23 protein-coding genes are annotated in these 22,480 nt (G+C 40.7%); 4 read left to right on the top strand and 19 right to left on the bottom strand.

All coding sequences use genetic code 11. The features are described 5' to 3' along the window. Nucleotides 1-20 precede the first annotated feature (20 nt). From IJ00_RS06650 to aroA, 8 genes are all read right to left on the bottom strand, one after another. Nucleotides 21-1,232 (bottom strand): glycosyltransferase, encoded by a 1,212-nt coding sequence (locus IJ00_RS06650; RefSeq protein WP_035151217.1) that lies wholly within the window; start codon nucleotides 1,230-1,232, stop codon nucleotides 21-23. Next, a complete protein-coding gene (locus IJ00_RS06645) occupies nucleotides 1,222-3,480 on the bottom strand; it encodes an ATP-binding cassette domain-containing protein (RefSeq protein ID WP_035151214.1) in 2,259 nt (752 codons plus the stop codon). Before IJ00_RS06645 ends, IJ00_RS06650 begins: the two co-directional genes overlap by 11 nt. 252 nt (nucleotides 3,481-3,732) lie before the next feature. After that, nucleotides 3,733-4,914, bottom strand: coding sequence for a glycosyltransferase family 4 protein (locus IJ00_RS06640; RefSeq protein WP_035151211.1), 1,182 nt, complete (start codon nucleotides 4,912-4,914; stop codon nucleotides 3,733-3,735). 24 nt (nucleotides 4,915-4,938) lie between these two features. Beyond that, complete coding sequence (locus IJ00_RS06635) at nucleotides 4,939-5,787, bottom strand: glycosyltransferase (RefSeq protein WP_035151210.1); 849 nt, start codon at nucleotides 5,785-5,787, stop codon at nucleotides 4,939-4,941. A gap of 6 nt (nucleotides 5,788-5,793) precedes the next feature. Next, a complete protein-coding gene (locus IJ00_RS06630) occupies nucleotides 5,794-6,825 on the bottom strand; it encodes a glycosyltransferase family 4 protein (RefSeq protein ID WP_144415997.1) in 1,032 nt (343 codons plus the stop codon). A gap of 17 nt (nucleotides 6,826-6,842) precedes the next feature. Then, nucleotides 6,843-7,070: a hypothetical protein gene (locus IJ00_RS06625; protein ID WP_035151208.1), complete on the bottom strand. Its 228-nt coding sequence runs from the start codon at nucleotides 7,068-7,070 to the stop codon at nucleotides 6,843-6,845. A gap of 160 nt (nucleotides 7,071-7,230) precedes the next feature. Next, nucleotides 7,231-7,437 carry a hypothetical protein gene (locus IJ00_RS28805; protein WP_035151207.1) on the bottom strand — a complete coding sequence of 69 codons (207 nt, stop codon included), beginning with the start codon at nucleotides 7,435-7,437 and terminating at the stop codon, nucleotides 7,231-7,233. A 79-nt stretch (nucleotides 7,438-7,516) separates the two neighbouring features. After that, the gene (gene aroA, locus IJ00_RS06615; protein ID WP_035151206.1) at nucleotides 7,517-8,872 is read right to left on the bottom strand and encodes a 3-phosphoshikimate 1-carboxyvinyltransferase; all 1,356 of its coding nucleotides are present in this window, start codon (nucleotides 8,870-8,872) and stop codon (nucleotides 7,517-7,519) included. A 688-nt stretch (nucleotides 8,873-9,560) separates the two neighbouring features. Between aroA and IJ00_RS06610 the strand changes: the two genes are divergently transcribed. Then, nucleotides 9,561-10,067: a hypothetical protein gene (locus IJ00_RS06610; protein WP_035151205.1), complete on the top strand. Its 507-nt coding sequence runs from the start codon at nucleotides 9,561-9,563 to the stop codon at nucleotides 10,065-10,067. A gap of 213 nt (nucleotides 10,068-10,280) precedes the next feature. Here the strand turns inward: IJ00_RS06610 and IJ00_RS06605 are convergent, their stop codons facing one another. Then, nucleotides 10,281-10,862, bottom strand: a complete 582-nt coding sequence (locus IJ00_RS06605) for a thioredoxin family protein (protein ID WP_035151204.1) — start codon at nucleotides 10,860-10,862, stop codon at nucleotides 10,281-10,283. Between the two features lie 277 nt (nucleotides 10,863-11,139). Here IJ00_RS06605 and IJ00_RS06600 point away from each other — a divergent pair, with 277 nt between their 5' ends. Together IJ00_RS06600 and IJ00_RS06595 are read left to right on the top strand one after the other, a co-directional pair. Then, the gene (locus IJ00_RS06600; RefSeq protein ID WP_035151202.1) at nucleotides 11,140-11,790 is read left to right on the top strand and encodes a L,D-transpeptidase; all 651 of its coding nucleotides are present in this window, start codon (nucleotides 11,140-11,142) and stop codon (nucleotides 11,788-11,790) included. A gap of 70 nt (nucleotides 11,791-11,860) precedes the next feature. Further along, on the top strand, nucleotides 11,861-12,178 hold the full coding sequence (locus IJ00_RS06595; protein ID WP_035151201.1) for an SH3 domain-containing protein: 318 nt from the start codon (nucleotides 11,861-11,863) through the stop codon (nucleotides 12,176-12,178). Nucleotides 12,179-12,306: 128 nt separating this feature from the next. Here the strand turns inward: IJ00_RS06595 and IJ00_RS06590 are convergent, their stop codons facing one another. After that, entirely contained in the window at nucleotides 12,307-12,540 is a 234-nt protein-coding gene (locus tag IJ00_RS06590) for a chlorophyll a/b-binding protein (protein ID WP_035151200.1), read from the bottom strand. Nucleotides 12,541-12,752: 212 nt separating this feature from the next. On the opposite strand from IJ00_RS06590, the gene thyX reads away from it, so the two are divergent. Then, the gene (gene thyX, locus IJ00_RS06585; protein ID WP_035151199.1) at nucleotides 12,753-13,475 is read left to right on the top strand and encodes an FAD-dependent thymidylate synthase; all 723 of its coding nucleotides are present in this window, start codon (nucleotides 12,753-12,755) and stop codon (nucleotides 13,473-13,475) included. Nucleotides 13,476-13,634: 159 nt separating this feature from the next. On the opposite strand, the gene IJ00_RS06580 is transcribed toward thyX, so the two are convergent. The 9 genes from IJ00_RS06580 to IJ00_RS06540 form a co-directional block, all read right to left on the bottom strand. Beyond that, on the bottom strand, nucleotides 13,635-14,156 hold the full coding sequence (locus tag IJ00_RS06580; RefSeq protein ID WP_035151198.1) for a Fur family transcriptional regulator: 522 nt from the start codon (nucleotides 14,154-14,156) through the stop codon (nucleotides 13,635-13,637). Nucleotides 14,157-14,627: 471 nt separating this feature from the next. Further along, nucleotides 14,628-15,458 carry a glycosyltransferase family 2 protein gene (locus IJ00_RS26995; protein ID WP_052754404.1) on the bottom strand — a complete coding sequence of 277 codons (831 nt, stop codon included), beginning with the start codon at nucleotides 15,456-15,458 and terminating at the stop codon, nucleotides 14,628-14,630. Nucleotides 15,459-16,001: 543 nt separating this feature from the next. After that, nucleotides 16,002-16,961, bottom strand: a complete 960-nt coding sequence (locus tag IJ00_RS06570) for a glycosyltransferase family A protein (RefSeq protein WP_035151197.1) — start codon at nucleotides 16,959-16,961, stop codon at nucleotides 16,002-16,004. 117 nt (nucleotides 16,962-17,078) lie between these two features. Continuing rightward, entirely contained in the window at nucleotides 17,079-18,056 is a 978-nt protein-coding gene (locus IJ00_RS06565; protein WP_035151196.1) for a glycosyltransferase, read from the bottom strand. A 277-nt stretch (nucleotides 18,057-18,333) separates the two neighbouring features. Continuing rightward, complete coding sequence (locus tag IJ00_RS06560; protein ID WP_035151195.1) at nucleotides 18,334-19,293, bottom strand: glycosyltransferase; 960 nt, start codon at nucleotides 19,291-19,293, stop codon at nucleotides 18,334-18,336. Between the two features lie 191 nt (nucleotides 19,294-19,484). Continuing rightward, nucleotides 19,485-19,988 (bottom strand): GNAT family N-acetyltransferase, encoded by a 504-nt coding sequence (locus IJ00_RS06555; RefSeq protein ID WP_035151185.1) that lies wholly within the window; start codon nucleotides 19,986-19,988, stop codon nucleotides 19,485-19,487. A 3-nt stretch (nucleotides 19,989-19,991) separates the two neighbouring features. After that, complete coding sequence (locus tag IJ00_RS06550) at nucleotides 19,992-20,279, bottom strand: DUF1778 domain-containing protein (protein ID WP_035151183.1); 288 nt, start codon at nucleotides 20,277-20,279, stop codon at nucleotides 19,992-19,994. A gap of 64 nt (nucleotides 20,280-20,343) precedes the next feature. Beyond that, a complete protein-coding gene (locus IJ00_RS06545) occupies nucleotides 20,344-20,865 on the bottom strand; it encodes a serine acetyltransferase (protein ID WP_035151181.1) in 522 nt (173 codons plus the stop codon). Between the two features lie 34 nt (nucleotides 20,866-20,899). Further along, nucleotides 20,900-22,381, bottom strand: coding sequence for an O-antigen ligase (locus tag IJ00_RS06540; protein WP_046814973.1), 1,482 nt, complete (start codon nucleotides 22,379-22,381; stop codon nucleotides 20,900-20,902). Nucleotides 22,382-22,480: the final 99 nt, after the last annotated feature.

Here is a 22,480-nt window from a genome sequence, read left to right as displayed (position 1 = left end):
CTGATGCTTTCTTCTCAGGTTTAAGCTGCCAATTCTGGATGCCATTTTTGATCAACGTAAGTCAGAATCTTACTAGCGCGGGTTTCCCAAGAAAATTGCTTGACAAATTCTACACTTTCTGAATAACCTTCATTTTTGCGGGGATGGGTGGTGAGAACTTGTGCGAGAGCGGTGGCAAATTCTTGGGGGTTATCTGGTTGACACCAAGCGGCGATCGCCGGGGTATTTTGGAATTCTCGTAAGGAGGGAATTTCTGTGGCAATGATGGGTGTACCAGAGGCAAAGTAATCAAACAGTTTTAGAGGGGATGTAAAGGTTGCTGCTTGCCCAGAACAATGGGGATGGGCTAAAATATCAGCCGCTTGTAGTAAGGATGGTAAACCATCATGTAAAACGTAACCCAAGAAAGTCATGTTATCAACTTGTTTTTCTTGGGCTAATTTTTGATAATGATTCACTTCCATTTCATTGCCTCCAGCGCAGACAAATTGTACTTGAGGCATGGTTAAAGCTACATCTAATAAGATATCAATTCCCTTAAATTGTTGTAGTGCCCCAGCGTAAACTACTAGCTTTTCTCGACCATTTTTTAATAACTTGGCTCGCCATTCTTGGGCTTGTTGGGGATGCCTATCCATGAACAAACGGTTAAACCCATTATGGAGTTTAATCACTTTTTCTGGGGGCATTCCATGTTGAATCATGGTTTCGCGGATGGTATCAGCGACGGTGACAGTTATTTGTAATAGGGGATTATTAACTATTTCCGGTTCAAATTGCTTATCTTCGTGGTGATGGTGTTCATAAATGGCGGCAATGCCATTTTTAATTGCAGCTTTGATAAAATTCCAGTCACGGCTATGCACTAGTTTAGTTTTGCCGAGCATATGGAAGGGGAAATAGTATTTTGTGGCGATGGTATTGGAGTTGGTAAATTTGCTAGGAAAATAGTCAATAGGCCAGGGCATTGCTAGGGGCGCAACCTGAAGTTTATCATGGAGATTGTAATATTTAATCAGCTTTTCTGGCGCTTTCTGGGGATGAAAGGGACGGATAAAGTTAATGGGTTTGAGAGTTTCTCGTCCTTTCTCTGGATAGGTGAGAACTGTGGTATAGCCTAAATTAGCAGCTCCATTGGCGGCATTAGTAGACTGAACTAAATGAGCTTTTGGTTGAGGTATTTCTTCATTGATGAAAAATATATAATTGTTCCTGGAAGATTTATTTTTCATAATTCGCCATCTGAATAGTATCTTCAAAGGTTTCTAGGTGGTTAAAGACATGCATTGCCGATTGGAAAGCTTGTTGAATAAAACTACGTTCCGATTCTTGATTGTCAACTCCATCGTCGGCAATTAAACTGAGGAAATTCACAATGTTGTTGATATCATTGCGAAATTCATTGGTAATCTTTTGATAGTGAGAATTATCTCTGTTTGATTCATTGTTACCATCTTCTGCGAGAGGTTGCATTTGTTTTTGCAAGTTGATAACATCATCCAAAACATCAATGGTATTGAGAATTTTGGCGGCTGATTTATTGGCTTCAGCAATTAATTCTTGACGTTCTTGGGGGCTATCTGCCATGTCATCATTGAGCAATAGTAAGAAGCCGATGGTAGAGTTTAAACGGGTACGAATTTCGTGGGAGATGCGAACCAAACCTTGTTGGCGATTGGCTTGGCTGGTGTCTTTCTTGCCAAATTGCATGGCGTGGAGACGGGAGTAGTAACCACCTTTAGGTAGTAATTCGTCGTGAGTGCCAACTTCTACAACTCTTCCCTGATCAAGAACGGCAATTTGGTCAGCATTTTGTACCGTGGAGAGACGGTGGGCAATCACTACGGTGGTACGATCGCGGCTTAAATCATCAATTGCCGCCTGTACTAAACGCTCAGAAACCGTATCTAGGGCGCTTGTGGCTTCATCAAGGATGAGGATTTCCGGATTTTGTAGTAACGCTCTGGCGATCGCCAATCTTTGTCTTTGCCCCCCTGACAACATGACACCGCGATCGCCAATTAAGGTATCAAAACCCTGGGGTAATTTGCAGATAAACTCGTAGGCATTTGCTTGCTTAGTCGCCAGGATGACTTCCTCTTCCGTGGCTTCGGGATAGGCGTAAGCTATATTATTACGGACTGTATCATTAAACAAAAAAGTATCTTGACTGACGATTCCCATGGCTTTTCGCAGAGATGCCACTTCAAAATCGCACAGATTCACATCATCAATGAGAATTTTCCCAGAGACTGGATCGTAAAATCTCGGTAATAAGTCAGCCAAAGTCGATTTACCTGCACCAGAACCCCCAACTAAAGCCAGGGTTGTACCTTTAGGTAAAAATAAATCCACATCCTTGAGTACCATCTTTTCATGACCTGGGTAAGCAAAGGAAATGTGGTTAAAATGGATACCTTTACTTATACCTTTAAAAGTATTATTACCCATAGCCATGAAAGGTTTATTGTCACGGCTTAAAAAATCGACAGCAATATCAACACTGCTGGATGTGCTGGCAAAGCTGTTGCGGATAGCGTTGAGTTGAGAAATTAGAGGTAATACCCTCAGTAAAACTAACAAATATGTCAGCATTACCGTAGAAAGGGAAGCTATCTGGGAGGCAAACAGAGTTTTACTCAGAAAGACAACCAATAGTAAAGCTGTAATCCCTAATACTTCGCTCACGGGGGCGATCGCCTCAGAATTCATCTGGGATTTAAAATCGGCTTTTTCCCGATCCCGGATTAATTTTCTAATTTTTTGAAATTCTCTAACTTCATTGCCAGTTGCTCTGACTAATCGCATCCCACTGAGGATTTCCAAAATTCTTACTGAGTAAGCTTTGGACATTTCGCTGAGGATTTTGCCATAAACTTTGGAAGCATTAATCATTTTTTGATTGACTAAAGTCACCAAAGATAATAAGAAGGTGGCGGCTATAGTCAATTGCCAAGAAATCGAGATTAATAACCCGATAAATACGAGGATAGTAATCCCAACAATGACTAATTTAATTGCCCCACCAATGGCACTAGCAGCACGTCCAAGTTCCCCACCTAAACGGTTGATTAAGTCACCAACCTTTGTTTTTGCATAATAATCTAAGTCAACTTCTAGTAAAAGTTTTACCCCCGATTCTCGCATATCAGAGGTTAATTTCCGACTGAGAGTACTGGAAGTCAGAGTACCTATATAGTTAGCTAAATTTTTCAGGGCAATCATGAAAATAATTGACCCTGCCATGCAAATTAAGCGATAATTTTCTGGAAGGTTGTCAAAGGGTATGAGTATGGCTTTGAGGATGGATGGAGCATTTGATAAATCAACTTGTTGCCCCACAATCTTCAGAATCACAGGCACAATTAAAGTTGTACCAATCCCGTTAAATAAAGCGCCAGAAAATCCCAGAATAATTGTGGAGATAACTAAACCAGGATAGGGTTTGGCGAATTTGAATAATAAATTGATAGTAGACATCGCAAAATTTGTACAGAATAAAATATTAATTCACTGTCATCTATAGGAACAGAGTTGAAAATCATATAAGTATTTTAAATATTCTCATTGAAAATTTATTCATCAAGTCATCTTGTCATTCCTATATCCATAGTATTACTCTATTTCATGGAGAGATTTTACATCTCAGTATAAATACAGAAATACTGTTATCTATAATTTTCTTGATGCATCTATGTGTTAACTGGGTTTAATTGATGATTGCTTGCAATATCACCTGGGAGCCGCAGAAACTTGATGTATCACCGATTGTAAGTTATGAGCCATGGCTTGAATACTATATTTTTCAATGCATCTAATTCTGGCTTTTTCCCCTTGTTTTTGGGCAGATTCTAAATTCGCAAATATCCATTGAATCTTTTCTGCCATTTGTGTAGAGGAACCAGATTCTACTAAATACCCAGTATCACCTAAAATATCAGGAATATCTCCCACCTGAGTCGTTAATATCGGTTTTGCCATAGCCATTCCATCTGTTAACTTCAGAGGAAATTGAGCGCGAGTTTCTTTTGTATCTCTTTGGGGAACGACAATTATATGAGCTGCGGCGACAATTTCTGGCATTTCATGGGCAGGGTATTTGGGCAGTTTAATTAACCAATTTCCCCATTTTGCTTGTAGTTGTTGATCATAGTCATCATAGGGGCTACCGCCAACAATTACTAGTTTTAAATCTGGTTGATTAATTGTGGCGATCGCTGCCAGAATATCTTCTAAACCTTTATAGGGTCTAGGGGCACCAGGAAACATTAAAATGCGGTATGCTGATAGTCCATAGCGTTGCCGACTAGCCTCTGCATCATATTTACTAGGGTCAAATAAATCAGTATCTTTGCCATTAGGAACGGATACTCCCCCAAAACGCTGCTGCAAAAAGCTAGTATGTACGGTAATTGCATCTGCTTGGGGTAATAATTTTTCCATCCATTTTAAATATAAAGGATGGTTAGGATATCGCAGTGCCCCATGTTTTTTAAAAATATCTCTAACTAATTCCTTGGCTGTTGGTTGATAACGCCAATTGTCGCCACCATGCCAACTCATTTCCCAATCATCTATATCTAGAATCACAGGAATGTGACTATTAATTTTTTTTAGTAAGGCAATACCAAAACTAGATGCCAGTGGTTTAATTGCGTAAATAATATCGCCCTCAATGTGTCTGAGGAGTTGGGGAACTTTGCGGAAGATTTGAGGATAGGTATCACCAGGCAAATAAAAAATAGAAAAATCAGCTGTGGGGATTTCTCGATAAAAACTTTTACCGAATAAAAACCCAACTAATTGCACCTCATACCCTAAAGATTTTAAAGCTTTACCTAATAGATATGCCCGTAATAAACCTGCACTAGCAAAGTCACTTACTAATATAGATACCTTAGAAATTTTTCTCACGGTGGTTGATGGAGATTAACTTAACTATTTTATACGCCAAGGATTTTTAACTTGGTTGGGTAAAAATACTTGGGCACATCGATCAAACACCCTGGTATACAATGAACGTGTAATATTTTTAGCGTATTGGGGGCGGTAGGGGTAGGTACAGTGTAGTACCTTGATGGGATCTTGAAGATTTTCATAGGCATTCTGCCACTTACTGAGATAGTTGTAAGTAGGAGGTAAAATTTTCATCTTCGGTTGTACGGTGGCGATCGCAGAAGCAAAAGCACCCTGATCCTTCAACAATAATTTGTCTTGATGTTGCCTAACTATCTCAAAATAATATTTAAATTTATCAAAGAAAATGGCAGTGGTGGCAGTTTTCTTAAAAGCCATAAATCCGCCATTATATTGAATACTCTCTGCCTTTAAGGGCAACCCTACAGATTGCAGAGTTGGTAAAACTTGGGATAGGGTATCTTCTTGTTTTCCTCGGAGGAGATTTGTGGCTTTGATAATATGGGGTTGAACATCTTCTGTTAATAAGAAATCATATTCATCCAAACTATCAAAAACATCATTAATATCAGCTAGTAAACAAATATCAGAATCTAAATAAATCGTTTTATCAAAATCAGATAGTTCATATAGAGCCAGCTTTGCCAAACGCGATGATAACACAGGATTTTCATTTGCTGGTGCCGGCTTAATAATAACATTTGGAAAAACCTGGAGTAAGGGATAGAGGTATTTGGGAACTTTATCTACTAAGATAATAATCGGTTCTTGGTGAAACTTGCGTACCGCAGCCAGAAAATGCACACAATCTTGGAAGGAATAAAGTCCTGTTAAAATTGTAATAAAACCTTTTTTGTTTTGACTACTCATATTAGATTAATGATTATTTAATAGCGACTGTATATTTAACGAAAAATTTTCCCAACTCAAATGATATACGGTATCTCTAATATTATTTTTGAGGTTAAACGCTTCCTCAATTAATTGACATACTGTTTCACAGTCACTATCAATATCAAAAATAAATCCATTGCTACCATGAACAATGACATCAGGAGCAAATCCTGTTCTGCTGGCAACTGGTACTATATTACACATCATTGCTTCTATCAAAGGTATGGGACCACCTTCTAGTTTAGAAGTAGAAACAAAAACATCCATTTGAGCATAATATTGCGGATAGTCACTGTAGGGAGCTTCAACATATACCAGGTTTTGCAAAGCAATTAATTCTGCAAAGTTTTCATATTTCTCCCAGTCTCTTCCGAGTAGAATAAACTTGCGATGCGGCATTGATTTGATAATATTAAACATCAAATCGGGAGATTTTCTAGGGTAATATGATGAGCAGAAGCCAACAACACCATGACAACGCTCATGATACTGAAAAATTTCTGGGTCTGCACCACCTAAAACATAGGTGATTTTCTCTGGTTTAACTCCTTGGGTTTGGAGTAGTTTCACATATTCCGAGCAAGTTGATATAATCTTTGTAGCTTGGTTGAATGTATAAATCAGTTCTTCATGTTCTCTACCTATGTCTTTTGGATGAGTGTACCAAACAAAATTTTTACTTCGCCACAGAATCGGATTTCTTTTCAAAGCTATTGAAAAAAAAGCATAGTGAGCAAAGAAGTATGCTTTAGCTGGAGGTAAATTATCTAAGGAGTATGCAAAATACCATTTACCGGAGTAATATTTGACTATTTCTTTACATATACCTTCCAAAATCCAGCCCTTTGCATCGTGAATTACGAATACAATGTCATACAATTTGGGATTTTGATTATCAAGAAAAATATTAAACTTAGACTTGAGCTTTTCATAAATATATGGGTATTTATATTCTTCAATCTGAAGTATCCTCAAAGTCTTGAAGATAATTTTTCTAATGGAATCCTTATTCATAGGAACATATATATGGACTACCAATCGACTAATTTCAGTTGCCCCGCTTGAATTCGGTCAAATATACGATTAATTTGCCGACGTTCGTTATCCTTAATCTCGCCGTTATTAAAGACAATTGCAGTCAGCAAGGAATGGTCTTGGCGACTTAATTTGCCGGATATTAGAATTTTATCGACGATTTTTTTGACACTCAATTCTGATTGCGCTTTAATAGTTTGATACATAGGTGATTGATTATTCATTTTTGTTTTGGTAGATGCAAACGCGAAAAAACTGCTCAACCTTGATGCAAAAGGGAGCTATTGTTAAAAATGAGAATTGTGAATGAAATCTGAGCAGAAATTAAGCTTTTGGTGCTAAAAATTATTCAAATCTTTAAAACACCATGGAACAAAAATAAATTTAACTTTGTCGCTTCGCTTCTTCCCAGAGAAATTTTACTGATAAATAAATTTTACTTGTACTGGTATTTTTCGCCTTTTCCGTAGAATCACGGTTGTTGATAATTTTACGGAAGAAAAGAATTAGGGAAAATAAATTGAGAATTGTTCCTTGAACAAGGGTAAATAATCCCCAATATATAACAGGGAATAGGGGATAGATTGGCAACTTCGAGTGTAAATATTTAATGATGATTCCCCATCCTTACCTATCTGGCAATTGCTATCCAATCCCCAGAAAATCCCTATTACCCCTGATGACAAACAGTTTCTAAGGTTTTCACAAAATTGGGGTAGGAAATACTTGCAGCTTCCGCACGTTGGATGGTGGTTTTACCTTGGGTAACTAAAGAGGCGATCGCCAGACTCATAGCAATGCGATGGTCTGTATAACTATCTACCTCGGTTCCCACTAAGGGAGTCCCACCAGTGATTTCCATCCCGTCGGGTAACTCAGTCACTTGGGCGCCCATTTTATTCAATTGTTGTGCCATCACAGCAATGCGATCGCTCTCCTTGACTCGCAATTCCTCCGCATCTTTAATCACAGTTGTGCCCTCGGCAAATACGGCAGCAACTGCCAAAATCGGGATTTCGTCGATTAAACGCGGAATTATATCGCCAGCAATGGTACAACTTTTCAGGGAACTGTGACGCACCCGTAAATCTGCCACTGGTTCCCCGGCAACTTCCCGCTCATTTTCCCGGTGGATATCTGCACCCATCATTGCCAAAGCTTCTAAAATCCCCGTGCGAGTCGGGTTCACCCCCACATTCTCCACCACCAACTCAGAACCAGGTACAATTGCCCCGGCAATCAGCCAGAAGGCAGCAGAACTAATGTCACCAGGAACTATGACATTTTGTCCCTGCAACTGGGCAGAACCCTGAACAGTGACGCTGTGGGTATCGGGATCAACCGTCAGATTTGCCCCAAATGCCTTTAACATCCGTTCACTATGATCCCGTGACAAAGCCGGTTCGGTGACTGTCGTTTTCCCCTCAGTCAGTAAACCTGCTAGCAAAATACAGGATTTTACCTGAGCAGAGGCAATGGGTGAATGGTAGTGAATCGGCTTTAAGGATTGCCCTTGAACTGCCAAGGGTGCAAGGGAATTTCCTTTGCGTCCCCAAATTGCTGCTCCCATTTGTTGCAAGGGTTTAACAACACGAGACATCGGACGCGATCGCAGGGAATCATCCCCAGTCACGGTAAAAAATTTACCTCTGTGGGATGCTAAAAGTCCCAACATTAACCGCAGGGTGGTTCCAGAATTACCCGCATTTAACACCTCTAACGGTTCTTGGAGATTGCCTAAACCGATACCCTTGACGGTGACTAACTCGCTATTTAAGGGCGAAATCTCTGCCCCCATGGCTTGAAAACAAGCGGCGGTACTGCGGGGATCTTCCCCTAGAAGTAAACCCTGAATCTGGGTTTCTCCCTGTGCGATCGCCCCTAACATCAAGGCACGATGAGAAATAGATTTATCTCCTGGAACCCGAATTCTACCACCCAAGGAGATTCCCCCGCTTGCTGGCTGAATAATTAAGTTTTGCGAAGAATTTTCTTTAGTTTCGACAGTGATAATAGAAGACGACATTAGGATAAACTGACATTTGACTAGCGATTTTAGATTTTAGATGGTTTAGTCTCACTGAAACAGTGCCGTGTGCTGAGAAGGTATACCATTTTGGATTTGAGAACTGATATTTGAGATTGAAAATCCCTTACTGGATAAGAGTTATGTCAATCAATCTGTCCAATTCATGATGCAAATTGGTGCTTCTTTCTGATTTCCCTTTACCCATCTTTGACAATCAGCCATTATCAACTCACAGCACCATCACACTTTTTCCCTAGCTATCCGTCCAAAATCCCAAGTCATATTTTTCGGGAAAAGTTTTAAGTCTGATACTTTTCGCTTCTACCAAGTGATACCAAGTGGCTCAATGATGGCGATAGATGAAAAAAACGCCAGATGTAGATATTCCCCCATCCACATCTCAAAGCTCCAATCCAAAATGGTATTATGCTTCGATTCGTCAACAACCCTAATCGGCAGGTTCAGTTAAGATCAACCTTATTTTCTCACACAAAGGCTTTGCCTAATTTACTAGACTGCTGGCAAAAATATACTTTTGTGAAAGTGTTGCAGGGGAAAGCTGACAGAGTAAGGCTTTTAATCCTTTTCACCCTGAAGCTGTTCTCTCACCTTCACCAGAAGTCTAGGCTTGATCCCCAGGTTTGAACATTGTTTGCTTCCATTGCTCTTTGCTATTATCGCTCCCATGCTGACACACCACCGCAAGCCCGTGTGCTTATCTTTGATTTCCACAGACTTACCTGTTTGGTCTGTGGTAGAAACTGCTGCTACACTCTATCAAAAAGACCGCGATCGCTTTCATCTTCTATTAACTGCTCCCCCAGTTAAAGACACTACAAAAGAGACTGTTAAAGATACAACCCAAGACAAAAAAAATACAGTTACCACTTCTCCCAATAGTCCGAGAGTTCTCTGGTTAGAAATCTCACCTTACCGCGTGATTATGACTATGCAAGGTAATAGTCAATTAAGCTACCGCCATTTTTGGGAACAAGGGGTATATGGTATTAGTCGTTACTGGCTACCAGCAGAGTCCATACAACCCAATCAACCCATCCGTTTGCGCAACTTTACCCGTAGTCTCACCCTCACAGGACATCCCCTACCAGAACATTTACGCTTGGAATATGAACTCTGGGCAGAAAAAGTACAATTAGGAAGTTACATTTTAAATTTGGAAATTAGGAATTAGGGAATAGGTAATAGGTAATAGGGAAAACGGGACTGACACAGTTTATTTCCTGTTCTATTTTGCCCCAGGTAACATCCCAAAGTTATACCAAGTTGCGCTCTGTCGTAGCATTTTCCGGATGATGAGATTACTACCCGACCGTCGCAATCACGGATACTACTATAACTTGGGGAGCAACTTAGTATCACAATATTGCTATTCCCTATTACTTACTTACCCGAAATAATTTGCCTCATTCCCCGGTTTCCATTTAATATTGCAACCAATACTTGGTTTTTGTTCGGGCGATACAGGGATATCTGTCAACACTGCCGTAATTGCGGCTCGTAAATCTGCACCAGTCACTGGTAAACCATTACTAGGGCGACTATCATCTAATTGCCCACGATAAACTAATTTTCCTGCCCTATCAAATAAGAAAAAATCCGGTGTACAAGCGGCTGTATATGCCTTTGCGACTTCCTGGGTTTCGTCGTAACAGAGGGGATATTGTAAATCTAGTTCTAGTACCATCGCTTTTAATGATTCTGGGGAATCACTAGGGTATTTTTCTGCATCATTAGAACTGATTGCCACAATTCCTAAATCACTACCAGCATAGTCTGTCCCTAATTTTGATAATTCGACTTTAATATGTTTCACAAATGGGCAGTGCTGACAAATAAACATCACTAATAAAGCTTTTTTGTTAGTAAAGCTGCCTGGGGAAATTATCTTTCCAGACACTACCTCTGGCAAATGAAAATCTGGTGCTGGGGTTCCTAAAGCCAACATCGTTGATGATGTTAATACCATAATACCTCCTGGAAATAAGGGCTAATAATCTGAATTGCATCGCCTAGCTGAAAAATTTTAGGACTTTTCTGGAAATCATTCCATGCTTTCTGTAGCTAAGGAATAGCTAAGACAAACAGCGTTATTCAGCAGGCAGAAAAGAGAAATCTTAGGGGTGTCGAAATCAATTCTCAAATCTGCGTTATTTGAGGAATGTTCTCAAAATAGCCTGCACGCTAATAGGTCATACATCTATTACTGCAAGTAAATATTTTTGAAAATTTAGGATACATTTCTTATGTTCTTGAGACTATCATTAGTTTCTCTGAGCCTGCTGATGTTTGCTGGTTGTACGGCTCATGCTAATTCTTTACAACCTAATCCAACTAACTCTAACATTGATTGTCAACAAATTGCCAATTCCTTGGAACAAAATCATGTTTCTCCAATTCGGCAGTCTGTTCCTCAAAATAAAGCGGGCAAAACGTCTCGGCAAAGCTATAACTCTGCAACTTCCAGAAGTTATATGACTTTGAGTCCCACAAAATGTACAAATGCTGTCGGTAATCCCCTTTATAAATTGAGTTTATATGCCAATGGGCAGTTAGTAGGAACCTATCTCACGGTCAGTGGTCGTGCGGATACTCAAAGTAAAAACCGTCATCGGGGTGGCACAAAAGCACCCTTACCTGATGGTAAATACACAGTTGCGAAGGGAATTACTGCTGGTGTTGAGCCAGAGGTGGGCGATCGCTTCCTAGCAATCCACCCCACATTCCGTACAGGTCGCTCTGCATTGGGTATTCATTATGACCCTTCCTTTGAAAAGAAAAATGGCGAAGATGGGACATCGGGATGTATTGGACTGAGAAATAAACAAGAATTGGATCAAGTCTTGAATTATGTTCGCCAATATCATCCCCAGTATCTGCAAGTGAAAATTCTCTAATTTTTGACAATAGCTATTCAAATATTTTTCTCATTTACTCATTAATTACTAAAACAAGGAGTCTGAAATTATGTTGAAAACATTCATGGCTGGTGCTTTAATTGTGGCTGCGGCTTTACCTGTAAATGCTCAAGTTACCCCACAAATTTCTACCCAAGATATGCTTGTGGCTAGAGCTGGTAATGGTTATGTCTGCACCCGTGAATTTAATGGTCGTTTATCTCTGCGGATTGGACCTGGACAAAGTTTTGCCAAAATCAAAGAAATTCGTAATGGAGATAATGTCCTGTTACTTTCTCGTGCTGAAGGTCGAGATGGTTACACTTGGTGGTATGTTCGCCATAACAGAAACCGTGGTTGGGTACGTGCTGATTTTATTTGTAGTTAATTAATTACAGTTGACAGAAAACATCTTTTCCTAAATCCATAACAAACAAAAAGGGTTGTGAATAAATTCACAACCCCTTCAGAGTGAGTGGATATATGACCGATATTTGTACAGTTATTTATAAATTTTTACAGGCTGGTTAATAAGCCAAATACACCATGTCCAGTAAAGACTTCTAAGGCAATTAAAGAGATAAAACCAATCATTGCGAGACGACCATTCAGGAGTTCTGCGTAGGGTGTGAAACCTGTGCGATCGCCTTGAGCATCCACATATACCTTGGGCTCAATGGCAAAATTGTTCATCTTGCCTTGCTCGTCAATGATTGCACCTTTGATAGAAGCCTTTGCAGTTGTATTCATGGGTCTTTCCTAATCACGTCTCTTATGTAAATAAATGTAACACCTTTATTAAATTATGTAAAGGAAGTTGATAAAAAACGTGATAAAGCTGGAATGGCGGTGTTTTAGCAGTCTCATAAATATCCTGAAACTATCCGAAAACTGACAATCTTCAATAAAGTCACCTCAGACCATACAATTAAAAATGCCGAAAAACCCTTTTTCTGACACCAATGGACAAGTTTCGCGTTGAAGTAATCGCCCAAACTCCCAATCCGCAACAGGTAGTTTATGCAGCAATGCACCAAGACTATACTGATGCTTTTGTCTACGATGAACGTGATTCTTTCCCCTCGGAGTCGAACTGTGGGGAAATTATCGTTAAGCGCTTGCTAGCAGGGGAAAGGGGACACTATGGACCCTTAGAACACCCACAAATTGTATTTAACTGTGGATATTTTCCCCATAGCGTCATGCAGCAAGCACGAACTCACAGGGTGGGAGTCTCCTTTGATGTACAATCTTTTCGGTATACTGGTAATCAATTCATCCTAGTTGCCGAGGGCAGAAAAAACGTAGAAGATGTGGTATATCTGCGTCCTGTCGGATATTACAGTGATAGACAAGGTAAGAAATATTACTATTCCCCAGAGCAAAGACAGGAGGATTTGGAATGGTGTTTAGAGGCGACAAAGCGCTACAAAGCTGATTTTGAAAGGGGAATGTCAGAGGAGCACGCTAGGGGAAAAGTTCCCTTTGACTATCGGCAGCATTTTATTATCAGTTTAAATTTGCGATCGCTGATGCATTTTTTGGATTTGAGGCATAAAAAAGATGCCCAATTAGAAATTCAGAAGCTTTGCGATTTGATGTTACCTCATTTTGAAGCATGGACACCGGCGATCGCCCAATGGTACAAAACCAATCGTTTGGGTAAAGCCAGACTAGCACCATAGGTTTATGGGATGGAATAGATTTTGGATTGCCCCAGCATCAGCAAAATCAATCCAAAATCTCCAAACCCATTCACCCATAATCTACAGCACGGCGGAAATAAAGCAACCATAACCAAGGGGAAGCTGTTTTGCGTCTACAAAATCAACAAAACACTGATGCTACATTTCTTCGTCGTGGGAATCAAATTTTGCCACTGCTCGTGAGCAAACCCAATCACTACTCACCGATGCGGGCCACCCCAAGCGTAAAGCTTCTGGACAAATCGTGTAAATAGTCAATTGACAATCAATCATCTGTAAACCAGCTTTCTCCACCTGCTTCAGTGCAAGCTTTAAGATGGAATCATTCTCAAATTCAATTGTCTGGTTACATTGAATGCAGACTAAGTGATGGTGATGATGGGGAGAAGCTGTATTTAACTCATAGTGTTTATGCCCTTCTGCCAATTCCAACTCTCGCAGAATACCCATCCGTGTCATCAGCTTCACCGTTCTATAAATCGTAGACAGGCTAATTGCCTCACCACGTTTCTGCAACATTTCGTAAAGTTCTTCCGCGCTGAGGTGATTTCCCCTAGGGAGATTCTGAAACACTTGCAAAATAGTTTCTCGCTGCGGAGTTAAGCGCCAACCCTTAGAATTCAGCTCCGCTTTTAGAGAATTAGATGTGTAGAGCGGCATAATCACTTCTCCCAAGAAGATTTAACACACAAATGATAGTCTCTGTGAACAAATGCTTGCAACAGAGTAAGCATATTGAGAATATACCTTAATAATTACAGAATTTACGCAAAGGTATAGATTCTCAACCAGCTATCAATCATCAGTTATGATTTTCCCTTGGTTGAAGTCTCGTGACATTGCGTCCTGTTGATTGCTATCAGAGAATATTTATAAAGTAAATCATTCAGTTTAGGGGTTCGGGAGCAACTGAACTTCCCATTGATGATGATATTCAATAACTCACCGCAACCCACTTTCTGCTGACGATTTACTTGATGAATAACCTCTAAGGATTGAAAACTGTCATCTCAGAGACAATTTTTTTCGGAATTTTGGAGTAAATATATATTTTCTCAAACCCCTGTTGTCTGATATGAGCCTGGATAGAATTACAATTACTTTTGTGAATGGTAATTAAGTTGAATTGATTTACCAAAAACAGCCTGTAATAAACTTGCCAAAAACCCGTATCCCCATAGCGAAAAATTTCTTGATTTTAATTAGCCACTGAGCTTCATCTCCACGATATCGATGCCAAATTGCATCGGTTTCTGCCTGCATTTTTAAGAGTTTTTGTTGAGATTTTTGTTGGGGATGTTTGCGAAATTGTGACCAAAAACTGCGAATATGATAAATGGGAGTGACATCTGCAAAGCGAATCCATAAATCCGCATCCATTGCTAGGTCAAATTGGATATCGAAACCACCGACTTCTTCGTATAAATCCCGTCGCCAAAATGTTGAAGGTTGGGGAATATAGACGATATCATACATATAAATAAAGCGGTTAAAGAAAGGTAGTTCTTTTTTGCGCTTGATTAATTTACCTTGGACATCAATCCAAGAATAGTCGCCGTAAACTACCCGTGCTTGGGGATTTTGTTGAAAGAAATCAGCAACTTGGTGAAAGGTTCCAGGTTCAAATAAGTCATCGGAATTGACGCTACAAAATATATCACCTGTAGCTTTGGCAAATCCTTGAATGAGTTTATAGGTTTGTCCTGTATTTGGTTCTATTCCTATATATGCTAGTTGCTCTGCATATTTTTGGATAATTTCGAGGCTGCCATCTGTAGAGCCACCATCAATGATGATGTATTCTAAGTTAGGATATCCTTGATTGAGTACACTTTGAATTGTGGCTTCGATAAAAGGCGCGTGATTATAGCAAGGAGTTACAACTGTAATTTTCGGTAATTCTGTTGGGGAACCCGACGCAAATGGAGCGACAAAAGTAGTTTTGGCAAGAGTGCTAGTCATGTTATCTGGACACTGTTTAATCTGGTAGTAAGTATGTGATAGGAGCTTTTTTGTTATGAGCTAGCGCTGCTGACTAGACATAGCAGTATATATACGAAAGTAGACAGAGATAAAATTGCAGCGAGATTTATCACTATCTGTAAATGAAAAGTAATTTAGTGTATTGGCTGGCTTTTGAAGGCTATGCCTACCACAATCAAATCAGAAAATGCTTTGATTATGATGTTAAAAGATAATGTGCAAGGTTGTACAGAGATGACTCCCTAACTACCATGATCAACCACGCTTTGTGGTTGCGATCGCCTTTGAGGATGGGGAGATAATCTTTGATTAAAGAGGCTCTCGTCCTCTGAAGGTGGTCATAGTAGTATATATTACCCTATGTGGATGAATAGGTGTTAATGATTTCTGCTAAATTTTCATGTAGATTTACAAGTATTATCATAGTAATGTTTATGGTAGCTTTACAAGCAAAGCGCCTGAACTTAAGTCTCATCAATTGTTGACAATATAACTAATCAAGTTGTGAGAGCGAATACAGAATTAACTACTGTGGGAAATATGGATGAAGAGATGGTGTAGCCAATGGGTAAGACTACGTATAGACTTGTAACTACTATTACCTAAAAAGCGAGTCATCGCGATGGCTAGGCTGAGGCGCAGATAGTTCTCATTATGGTATAGTTGCGGATTGTGAGCAAGGGCTTGTTGACGGTGATAATGAGCTTGTTGATAATTACCTTGATCAATAAAATTCCAGGCTTGGTAGAGATAGGTGCAACTATAGGCTTGATTTTTTAGTTGGGAAGATTGTTGGTGAGCAAAGGTTTTTTCAATGACTTTCAAGCGGTTGTGCTGCATTACGGGCAAATTTTTGGACATTCCTTGGGGATGATTGCGGTAAAAAGTCAGAAGTTGTTTAATCACCCCAAAAGGGTATTTGGCGGCAATGCGAATCCACATATCCCAATCTTGGCAACCTGTCAAGTCAGAATCAAAAAATCCTACGGATTCTAAGCAGGAGCGACGTACTAGGGGATTGCTACCACTACCAATCATTTCATCAACGATCGCCATTCTTTCCCAGACATTTCCTTCCCAGTGGGATGTCCAAAATCGACCTGTGGGTTGACCTTGGGCGTTAATTAGGGCTGTCCAGGTGTATACTAAACCAATCTCAGGTTTTTTTTGGAGATATTTGACTTGTTTTTCTAACTTTGTGGGATGCCATAAGTCATCAGCATCGAGAAAGGCGATATACTCACCTTGGGCTATACTAATACCTAAATTACGGGCGATCGCTGCACCTTGGTGGGTTTGGGAAATAAACTTGCAACGGGAATCGGTAATCCCCTTTGCCCACTCGCCGAGATGATCTGTGCTACCATCATCAACGAGAATAACTTCAAAGTCAGTAAAAGTTTGTGTCCATACAGTTGCCAAGGTTTCTGGCAAATAAGTCATTGCATTATAAGCGGGAATGACAACCGAAACTACAGGCATAAAAAAATCTGAGAAATAAATAGCGATCGCCTAATTATCCTCTCAGAAAATATATTTATTTGCTATCTATAACTAGAGAGAGATTTTCCCATGCAAAATCAGCACGGGTTGAGAGATTTAATCTAGGGATAAAGTGAGGTGACGCAAACGTCCTAAAGACCGTTGTAACATATATGTCAACTCCTGGATTTTGTGGTAGGAATTCAGCCCCAAATAATGCATCATTGCTAAAGCTAGACTTAAGCGAATGTATTCACGGGAAAAACGCAATTGGGGATAATGGGCTAAGGCTTGAGACTGGAAAAATTTTGCCTTTTTGTAATGTGTATCACTACTTTGTAAGCACTTCCATGCTATACATAGATTCATGTGACCATAGCTACGATTACGCAGATGTAGCTGTTCAAAGGGAACAGACTGAAAAGCTTTCTCGATAATTAATCTCAGGTCTTCTAAACGGGAAGCGTATTTTTTCGACTTATTCTGGGGATGTAAACGGTAACTCACTAGAGGTTCTTTAATTACCCCAATTGGATATTTAGCTGCAATCCGTAACCACATATCCCAGTCTTCTGCTACACGTAAATTCCTATCGAAGGAACCAACGTCACGGAAACAGTTACGACGGACAAAAGTAGAAGAGCAAGCAATCACATTCTTTTCCAGGAGTTGTTGCCAAATATTTCCTGTGATTTCCGTACCGAGAACCCTCCCTGTGGGTTGACTTTGTTCATTGATGAGGAACAACCAAGTGTGACATAAACCAACTTCTGGGTGGGTTTCCATGTACTGCACTTGCTGCTCTAGTTTTGTTGCTTCCCACAAATCGTCTGCATCAATGAAGGCAACATAGTCACCCTGGGCATAATTAATACCCGTATTTCGGGCTACAGATACACCCTGATTCGCTTGGGAAATTAATTTGACACGGGAGTCTGTAATCTTTTTTGTCCATGGGATGATTTGGTCAGAACTGCCATCATTGATGATTAAAACTTCAAAATCAGTGAAGGTCTGCCTCAGTATACTTTCTAATGTCTCTGGCAAATGAGCCATAGCATTATAGGCTGGAATGACTACAGATACCTTTGGCATCTTGTGACTCCTTACGGCAAGTACAAGTAGTAGCTGATCACATCTTGCACTGCTCAGTACTGCGGTAGGAAATTCATAATTCAGCTTTACCAACCTATAAACTAGGCTGGTAATTGTTCAGTGAGAGCATCTTTTGTTAGTAACTTATGTACCGCAGCAAACACAGTAATTAATAGTAATTGCTGTTGTTTGGTACAGCAGATGCAAGATGAAGATAATGATAATACCGATATATACTATCATTAAATTTAAATTAAGCTACTTGCAAAGAAAAAAATTAGAGGACAAAAAAGATTTTTCTCCGTAGAAAATACAGGATTTCTAGGATTTTTTTGTATCCTGCAACACCTAAAAACGACATAATTGCGATCGCCAAGCTTAAACGCATAAATTCGGGAGAAAAACGCAATTGCGAATTAGATTCAATAGCTTGGCGGCGATATTTTGCGGCTTGTTGGTAGTTTCTATCCTTGCTTTGTAATGATTTCCAGGCTAAACAAAGATAGGCATCACCATAACTGCGAGACTTGAGATTGAGCAATTCTGGTGGGGCAATTTTGCTAAAAGCTTTTTCAATCACAGTCACAAAAGCTTTTTCCATTGCTTGGTAGTTTTTTGACAGACTGTTCGGAACTTGACGATAATACATCAAAGCTTCGGGAATCACACCTAGGGGGTAGCGAGCTGCGATGCGAATCCACATATCCCAATCTTCAATGGAACGTAAGTTGCGATCGAATACACCCACCTCAGCGAAACATTGACGACGTATCATTACCGAGGAGCAAGGAATGGGATTTGAAAGGAGAACTTTGTCTAAAACGTTACCTTCTACCTTTGATTGGATAATTCTACCTGTGGAGTAACTGCGCTCATCAATAAATAACATTCCAGTGTATACCAAACCTACTTGGGGATGGCAATCCAAATAACTCACTTGTTTGGCTAATTTGGTTGGCTCCCAGAGGTCGTCAGCATCCAAGAAAGCGATATAATCTCCTGTGGTCAAGGCTATCCCCGTGTTGCGAGTTGCAGATATTCCTTGATTGGGTTGGGAAATTAATTTGACGCGAGTGTCACAAATTCCAGTAGCCCATGATACAATGTTGTCGGAACTACCATCATTAACAATCAGAACCTCGAAGTCTGTAAAGGTTTGTTGCAAGACATTTTCTAGAGTTTCTGGCAGGTACGCCATGGCATTGTGGGCAGGTATTACCACAGAAACCTTTGGCATTTTTTTACCTCCAAAATATGTAGGTTTGTACAAACTTCAACATCTTAACCACCAAACGAGAGAAAAAAACCTAACTCAGGTGAGAGGTTCTTCTGTAATTATCCAAGCTATAATTAGGGGTTGGGTAGGAATATCGCCTAGGTTATGAAAATTATGATAGAAACTGGGGCGCCATCGCGGTAGACAAAAGTTCAGCCAGATATGATATTAGTGAGGGGCAGCATCAGCGTCATTGGTGCTACGGGAGAAGCAATAAAGCCACATTTCTCATAAAATTCCTTTGCCTGGGGGGAAATCGCGTGAACTATGATTGCCCTGATACCCGCAATCTTTGCCGCTTGCAGAGTACGCAAAATCCCATCCCGTACCAAAGCATAGCCGATTCCTTGCCCCTGCCAACGCCTATCTACAGCTAATCGCCCAATCACCATCACTGGAATGGGATCTGGCATATTGCGTCTAACTTTACCTGGGGCAGTAGTATTAACCACACTGCCATTTGCCAAACAATAATAGGCAATGACTTTTTCTAGCACCGTCACTACATAGGTTCTAGATGCGCCACTACCCTCATTTTTCCATGCTCGTTGCTTTAACCATAGATCTAATTCCTCGTTACCAGAGTCAAACTCTTGCCAATCATGGTTTTGGTTCAAAGGTTGGGGAGCCTGAATTTCTTGTTTTTCGTCACTCACAACTTACTCCCAAGGAGCTTTGGTGGTGAGTAGTTTCTGGAGTTGGGGATTTGGTGTGGTGTCGAGCAGGGCAATAAATTCCTGAAATTTTTGTTCATCCAACAAAAAAAGCCGACGATCCAATAAAACAGTTTCCGCTTCTCGGCAAGCAGTCTCTAAAATAAAATCAGAACGACTTTTACCTACTGCTGCTGCTGCTCGATCTATTAAATCTCGTTGCCCTTGCTGTACCCTGATGTTGATAGTGAAGTCGCGGTTGGGCTGTTTAGATGCTGCTGTATTTGGCTGCATAAATCTGGTGTCATATTGTCCCTGCCATGAATATACAAAAATGTATATACATTGTCAACACAAACTATGTCACTGTCGCTGTTTCCAAGACTTTTAAAACTTTGGCGGGATTGCCTGCAACAATGGTGTTGGCTGCCACATCTTTGACAACCACGGAACCAGCACCGATGACAGCGCGATCGCCAATGGTAATATCACCAATCATCACCACGTTAGAACCAATATCAACGCGATCGCCAATTTTGGGTGCAGCACTGGGAGAACCATCCGCCAATTGCTTATTCCCGATAGTGGTAGCATGACGGAGGGTACAGTTTTCACCAATGATGGTGTGATGGTTGACGACTAGAGCAATGCCATGGATTAATTTCAGGTTTTTGCCGATTTGGGTGTCATAGGGCAATTCTATCCCCATAATCCACTCGACGATAAATTGATAGAGAAACTTGTATATAGTAGAAATTGGTGCGGGTAAACGGCAAATTAGTTGCGCAGAGCGAAACATCACCAAGACAAATCGAGACTTAGAGCTAGTATCTTGATTTGCTTGCCAGTCTTGGAAGATATATTCAATAAAATTTTGCATAGATTGCTGGGGAATGGGAAACGGGTAACGATATCTACTTTCTTGATTTTTGCAACAAGCTGGATACTCCCAAATCTGGGGATTCTAGTTGTTGTGTGGTTGTTTGGGGTTGCCAATTCCAACCAGCGATCGCCAATATCGTCCACCAATAAAAGAATAAGGTGGTATGACTCCAGATATTTTCAGTAATCATCCCCAAAGGAATCGCGGCTAAAATTGCCAAGAGAATTTGACAAAGTTGACGCTGGGAAGGGGTGATATTTGGTGATTTTAGCAATTGCCATAAGCGCACACCTTGGGCAATAAAAAATCCTAGATAAACAACCAGCCCGACAATCCCACCTTCCACCAATGCCCGCACATAATCATTATGGGGCAGCAATTGGTTAGTGCTGACGTAGGTACTCAACCCCAATCCATAACCCAACATCGGATAATCTTCCCAACGTTGTAATAAATATGACCACTGGGAAAGTCGCCAGTTAAAACTGTTATTATCCCCTTGGGAAAGTAAAATCGCGCGGGAAACATCCATGTCGGGGTTAAACAGAGGAGTATTCCCTAGGGAAGCCAAACGAGCTTGCCCAAATTCGCTACTGGCAAATAAACCCAGCACTACGGCAATTAATAATAAACCAGCGATGATATTTAAGGGTTTTAAGCGAGGAGCAATTAGCACCAAGACAAAAACACCAATCATCATCAAGCTAAACAGGGCTTTAGTACTGACGTAAAAGAATACTAAAGTCCCCAGTAATATCAACCATTGCCATTTTTCTCTAGATTGTCCGAGTTTCCACCAAGTCAAACCGATGAACAATAGCACAAAGGTGGCGAAAGTATTGGGATGTCCAAGGGTTCCCCGGATGCGAGACTCCCCCGCCAAGCTTAATGCTGCGTCTGTTCCGCCATCGTGGGAGAGAATCGGAGGCAGTATGGAGGGGACGAACATCTGGAGTGATGCTAAAAGGAGGGGGGCAATTAATCCCAAGAGCAGCAGGGAAATTGCTCGTTGGGGGGGGATTGTATCTTGAAGCTGCATCACCAAAAGATACACCATTGCCCAAGAAAATAACCGTACCCACTCCCGCGCACTGGCAGCCAGGAAAGAACCGTCAAGTCCCAGTCCCCCCAGGGGTAGGAGAACCATCCACATAGCTTGGAGAAAGACCCATCCCAGGAAAAACCACCAGAAATTATCTGTGTAGACTTTTTTACCAGTTAGTACCGCAAAAACCACATATAGGACTGCCAGGATATCAACTCCGATGGCAAAGGCGGCGGGAATTTGTAAATCCGATAAAATATCCAGGGAGCTACGTAAAATTAATAACCCTAGGACAGCCTGTTCAAAACTGCTAAAGAAATAGACACAGATGGCGATCGCCACCACACCCAACCCTAAATAAAGCGGTTGAGCGCCGGCAAGAAAACCACCACCAATTCCCAGTACGATACCAACGCACGCGACTATCAGAGCAAAAATGGAACGATTTGAACCTTGATTATCTAGCATTTCAGGGCAAAGGAGGCAGAGAGCAGGGGGGGAGGGGAGTAGGGGACAAGGGGACAAGGGGGACAAGGGGAGTAGGGGGACAAGGGGGAAATAATTAAT

The organism is Calothrix sp. 336/3 (genome assembly GCF_000734895.2).
In the GTDB taxonomy this organism is placed as follows: Bacteria; Cyanobacteriota; Cyanobacteriia; order Cyanobacteriales; family Nostocaceae; genus 336-3.
Note: the sequence above shows the minus strand (reverse complement) of the source record. Positions and strands in the feature narration are given on the sequence as shown.

What these genes read in the sequence shown, in the direction of transcription:
- IJ00_RS06565 (WP_035151196.1), bottom strand. Translation starts at nt 18,056, where the DNA reads ATGCCAAAGGTATCTGTAGTCATTCCAGCCTATAATGCTATGGCTCAT.
- IJ00_RS06545 (WP_035151181.1), bottom strand. Translation starts at nt 20,865, where the DNA reads ATGCAAAATTTTATTGAATATATCTTCCAAGACTGGCAAGCAAATCAA.
- IJ00_RS06540 (WP_046814973.1), bottom strand. Translation starts at nt 22,381, where the DNA reads ATGCTAGATAATCAAGGTTCAAATCGTTCCATTTTTGCTCTGATAGTC.
- IJ00_RS06630 (WP_144415997.1), bottom strand. Translation starts at nt 6,825, where the DNA reads ATGAATAAGGATTCCATTAGAAAAATTATCTTCAAGACTTTGAGGATA.
- IJ00_RS06635 (WP_035151210.1), bottom strand. Translation starts at nt 5,787, where the DNA reads ATGAGTAGTCAAAACAAAAAAGGTTTTATTACAATTTTAACAGGACTT.
- IJ00_RS06570 (WP_035151197.1), bottom strand. Translation starts at nt 16,961, where the DNA reads ATGCCTGTAGTTTCGGTTGTCATTCCCGCTTATAATGCAATGACTTAT.
- IJ00_RS06610 (WP_035151205.1), top strand. Translation starts at nt 9,561, where the DNA reads ATGCTGACACACCACCGCAAGCCCGTGTGCTTATCTTTGATTTCCACA.
- IJ00_RS26995 (WP_052754404.1), bottom strand. Translation starts at nt 15,458, where the DNA reads ATGACTAGCACTCTTGCCAAAACTACTTTTGTCGCTCCATTTGCGTCG.
- IJ00_RS06605 (WP_035151204.1), bottom strand. Translation starts at nt 10,862, where the DNA reads ATGGTATTAACATCATCAACGATGTTGGCTTTAGGAACCCCAGCACCA.
- IJ00_RS06645 (WP_035151214.1), bottom strand. Translation starts at nt 3,480, where the DNA reads ATGTCTACTATCAATTTATTATTCAAATTCGCCAAACCCTATCCTGGT.
- aroA (WP_035151206.1), bottom strand. Translation starts at nt 8,872, where the DNA reads ATGTCGTCTTCTATTATCACTGTCGAAACTAAAGAAAATTCTTCGCAA.
- IJ00_RS06590 (WP_035151200.1), bottom strand. Translation starts at nt 12,540, where the DNA reads ATGAATACAACTGCAAAGGCTTCTATCAAAGGTGCAATCATTGACGAG.
- IJ00_RS06600 (WP_035151202.1), top strand. Translation starts at nt 11,140, where the DNA reads ATGTTCTTGAGACTATCATTAGTTTCTCTGAGCCTGCTGATGTTTGCT.
- IJ00_RS06580 (WP_035151198.1), bottom strand. Translation starts at nt 14,156, where the DNA reads ATGCCGCTCTACACATCTAATTCTCTAAAAGCGGAGCTGAATTCTAAG.
- IJ00_RS06595 (WP_035151201.1), top strand. Translation starts at nt 11,861, where the DNA reads ATGTTGAAAACATTCATGGCTGGTGCTTTAATTGTGGCTGCGGCTTTA.
- IJ00_RS06650 (WP_035151217.1), bottom strand. Translation starts at nt 1,232, where the DNA reads ATGAAAAATAAATCTTCCAGGAACAATTATATATTTTTCATCAATGAA.
- IJ00_RS06625 (WP_035151208.1), bottom strand. Translation starts at nt 7,070, where the DNA reads ATGAATAATCAATCACCTATGTATCAAACTATTAAAGCGCAATCAGAA.
- thyX (WP_035151199.1), top strand. Translation starts at nt 12,753, where the DNA reads ATGGACAAGTTTCGCGTTGAAGTAATCGCCCAAACTCCCAATCCGCAA.
- IJ00_RS06550 (WP_035151183.1), bottom strand. Translation starts at nt 20,279, where the DNA reads ATGCAGCCAAATACAGCAGCATCTAAACAGCCCAACCGCGACTTCACT.
- IJ00_RS06560 (WP_035151195.1), bottom strand. Translation starts at nt 19,293, where the DNA reads ATGCCAAAGGTTTCTGTGGTAATACCTGCCCACAATGCCATGGCGTAC.